Raw genomic sequence first — 2,712 nt, 5'->3', positions numbered from 1 at the left:
GAATCGCCGTCGGCAGCCTCACGCCGCCGTCGTAAATCGTGTGCTTGGCACCGCGCAGAGGCAGACTGCTGCCGGCTGCCATCGCGCCGTTGTCGCTGGTGAAGACGAAGATGGTGTTGTCGCCCAGTCCCAGTTTTTCCAGCTCCGCCCGGATAGCGGCGATGTTGTTGTCCATCGAGTGGAGCATGGCGGCATGGATGCGTTTGTCGTCGATGGATGTTCTTTCGTTGGCGGCGGGGAGCTTGGCGACATCGACGGATGAAATGGCCGCCAAGTCCGCCTCCTTGGCCTGCAACGGCGCATGGGCGATGTGGAATGGGATGTAGCAGAAAAACGGGCGCTCCTTGTTCTCCCGGATGAACTCCATAGCGCGTCGCGTGACGAGGTCGTCGGTGTAGCCTTCGTCGTTGCCACGGAACTCGGTGTTGTGCCACCAAGAGACCGGGCCGCGTCCGTTCACCGTCCGACGATTGAAATAATCCGCACCACCTCCGTAGTAAATCCATGACTCGTCGAAGCCGTGCGCATTCGCGCCGTGGCCGCCCTTGTGCGTCTTGTTTGGCATGGCCTTGAACGCGTCCTTGAACGCCGCCTGAAACTCCGGCGTGTCCGGTTCTTCGCCGTTGTGCCATTTGCCAAAGACGCCGGTGCGATAGCCATTGGCCTTGAAACCCTCCGCGATGGTCGTTTCCTCCAGCGCGAGTTCGCCGCCCACCTCGGGCGCGGTGCCCACACGAATCGGATGCCGCCCCGTCAGCAGCATCGCGCGCGTCGGCGAGCACACGCACCAGCCCATGAACTGCGTGAGTTCCACGCCCTGCGAGAAGAGCCGGTCAATATTCGGCGTGGGCACGCCGCCGCCGTGAACGCTCAAGTCACCCCAGCCCACATCATCAGCCATGATATAGACGACGTTGGGCTTCGCGGGCGCAGCAGCTCTTACGCACAGGGGTGCGAAGGCGCTGAGGATGAGCAGGGCAAGTGGAATGGAGTGGCGGAGTGATGGAGTCATGGTGCAAAAGAAGCTGATTTGAGGGGAACTATTCGGCAGAGGCTTGCGCGAGGACAAATCGCACGCGGACATGGTCCAGGTAATGGCTGCCCGGCGGCTGCTCGTCATCCGCCGCACCCGCGGCCAGCGAGATGACCACGCTGCGTGTGCCCGGCGGAAGCTCCATGCTCGCCTGCACGGTCTGCCAGCCGGGCTGGTCCGCGCTGGTGATGACATTGCGCCCCACATGCTGGAGAACGGTGTCGAAAAGCACAGGCTCGTGATTCCAAATCCGGCGCACCTCACCCGGCTCCTGACTGAAGGCCGCCAGCCGGACTTGATAGTGCAGCGGACGTGCCTCGCCCGCTGTGTTAAAGGCCGCAGTCACCTCCATCTTTCGCGTCTCTGCTTGGTCCAGCGCGGAATGTTCCGCCAAATCCAGAATCCGCCAGGCATAGGAAAATCGGCGCGCGCTCGACGCTGCCTTCTCCAGCCGCGCCATGCGGTCGCCCTCGATGGGTGCCACGCCGGATTCCGCCGTCACCGGAGCCGACACATCGCCGGACCATTCATTCGCCTGACGCGGAAAACCTCGGGACGAAGTCAGGTCCGCCTTCTCGAAACCTTCCGTGAGCACGGAAACCGTCCGTTCCACCGCCCGGCTCGCCATCGGCAACGCATAGGCCCACACCATCGAAGCGCCGAAAATCCCGAACACCAGCCCAGCCGCCGCAGCGGTAAGCGGACGCCAGAAGTGCCAGCGTGTCGAGCGGCTGAGCGTAGATGCATCCGAGGAGGTTAGCAATTCCTTCACTGCCTCGTTCGAGGCGGCGTGCGCTTCCAAGGCGACATCGAGATTCATGTAACGGAGATACAACCGGGCCACGGCATCATCCCGCTTGAGTGCATCTTGCAGGAGCGTGGCTTCCTCCTCCGTCGTGAGTCCGGCGATGTGACGCTGGATGAGATCATGCCAGTCTGTGTTCATATTAGTTCCTCCGTTGCCAGTGTGCGCTCCACGCAGTCCAGCAGGGCCTGCCGGATGCGGTGGAGCAGTTTGTAGAGTGCCATCGGCGTCTGGCCGCGCCGGGTGGCGAGATCGTCGATGCGCGTGCCCTTCGTGTAAGCGGCGAGCACCAGTTCATGTTGTGAGCGGGGCAGCTTTTGCAGGCATTGCTCCAGCGCCTCGCGCTCGCTGACATGCTGCGGCTCCTGCTGCACGGCCAAGTCCGCGAGGCGGTTCACCAGGTCGTCATCAAACAAATGTCGATCCCTCACCCGGCGGCGCAGATACATCCGCACCTGATTCCGAGCCACACCGAAAGCCCAGGGCCGAAACTCCCCCGCCGAAGTGAAACCCTGCCAAAGGGCCACAATCACCTCCTGCATGACCTCGGAAGCCTCCTGCCGCGTCGGCAGCAGTGACCTGACAAACGTATGCAACGCCACCTCATGCTCCGCGTAGAGGCGGAGAAACTGGTCATGCTGAGGATGGTCCGGTGGCGATGGCATGGTGGCGACTACCTTACTCGTTGCCAGTCACCGCCTCATTTGCCGAAAAAAGTTTGCAGAACCGCCCCCTCGCCCATTTTATTGTCGATCATTTCGCAGACGTCGGCCTCGGGGACTTCGATGCGGGCAATGGCACGCTCCGTCGGCAGGTCGTTTCACATAGTTTTGGGTCAAAACACGGCGCTCATCATCTTCGCGTCATTTTTGGA

4 protein-coding genes are annotated in these 2,712 nt (G+C 62.1%); 1 reads left to right on the top strand and 3 read right to left on the bottom strand.

The genetic code is table 11. From position 1 onward, the window contains the following. The 3 genes from ACKVY0_RS05220 to ACKVY0_RS05210 form a co-directional block, all read right to left on the bottom strand. A partial coding sequence (locus tag ACKVY0_RS05220; RefSeq protein ID WP_409213731.1) for a sulfatase-like hydrolase/transferase occupies nucleotides 1-1,012 on the bottom strand: 1,012 nt, incomplete at its 3' end. A 28-nt stretch (nucleotides 1,013-1,040) separates the two neighbouring features. Then, the gene (locus ACKVY0_RS05215) at nucleotides 1,041-1,979 is read right to left on the bottom strand and encodes a hypothetical protein (protein WP_409213730.1); all 939 of its coding nucleotides are present in this window, start codon (nucleotides 1,977-1,979) and stop codon (nucleotides 1,041-1,043) included. Beyond that, entirely contained in the window at nucleotides 1,976-2,503 is a 528-nt protein-coding gene (locus tag ACKVY0_RS05210) for a sigma-70 family RNA polymerase sigma factor (RefSeq protein WP_409213729.1), read from the bottom strand. The genes ACKVY0_RS05215 and ACKVY0_RS05210 overlap by 4 nt, the downstream gene beginning before the upstream one ends. Before the next feature lie 20 nt (nucleotides 2,504-2,523). On the opposite strand from ACKVY0_RS05210, the gene ACKVY0_RS05205 reads away from it, so the two are divergent. Continuing rightward, on the top strand, nucleotides 2,524-2,712 hold a 189-nt coding region (locus tag ACKVY0_RS05205; protein WP_409213728.1), incomplete at its 3' end, for a hypothetical protein.

The organism is Prosthecobacter sp., from assembly GCF_046154365.1.
In the GTDB taxonomy this organism is placed as follows: Bacteria; Verrucomicrobiota; Verrucomicrobiia; order Verrucomicrobiales; family Verrucomicrobiaceae; genus Prosthecobacter.
The sequence above is the reverse complement of the archived record's forward strand: the minus strand, read 5'-3'. Positions and strand labels throughout refer to the sequence as shown.

Excerpts from the sequence above, each read along its gene's own strand:
- ACKVY0_RS05215 (WP_409213730.1), bottom strand. The coding sequence starts at position 1,979 with ATGAACACAGACTGGCATGATCTCATCCAGCGTCACATCGCCGGACTC.
- ACKVY0_RS05210 (WP_409213729.1), bottom strand. The coding sequence starts at position 2,503 with ATGCCATCGCCACCGGACCATCCTCAGCATGACCAGTTTCTCCGCCTC.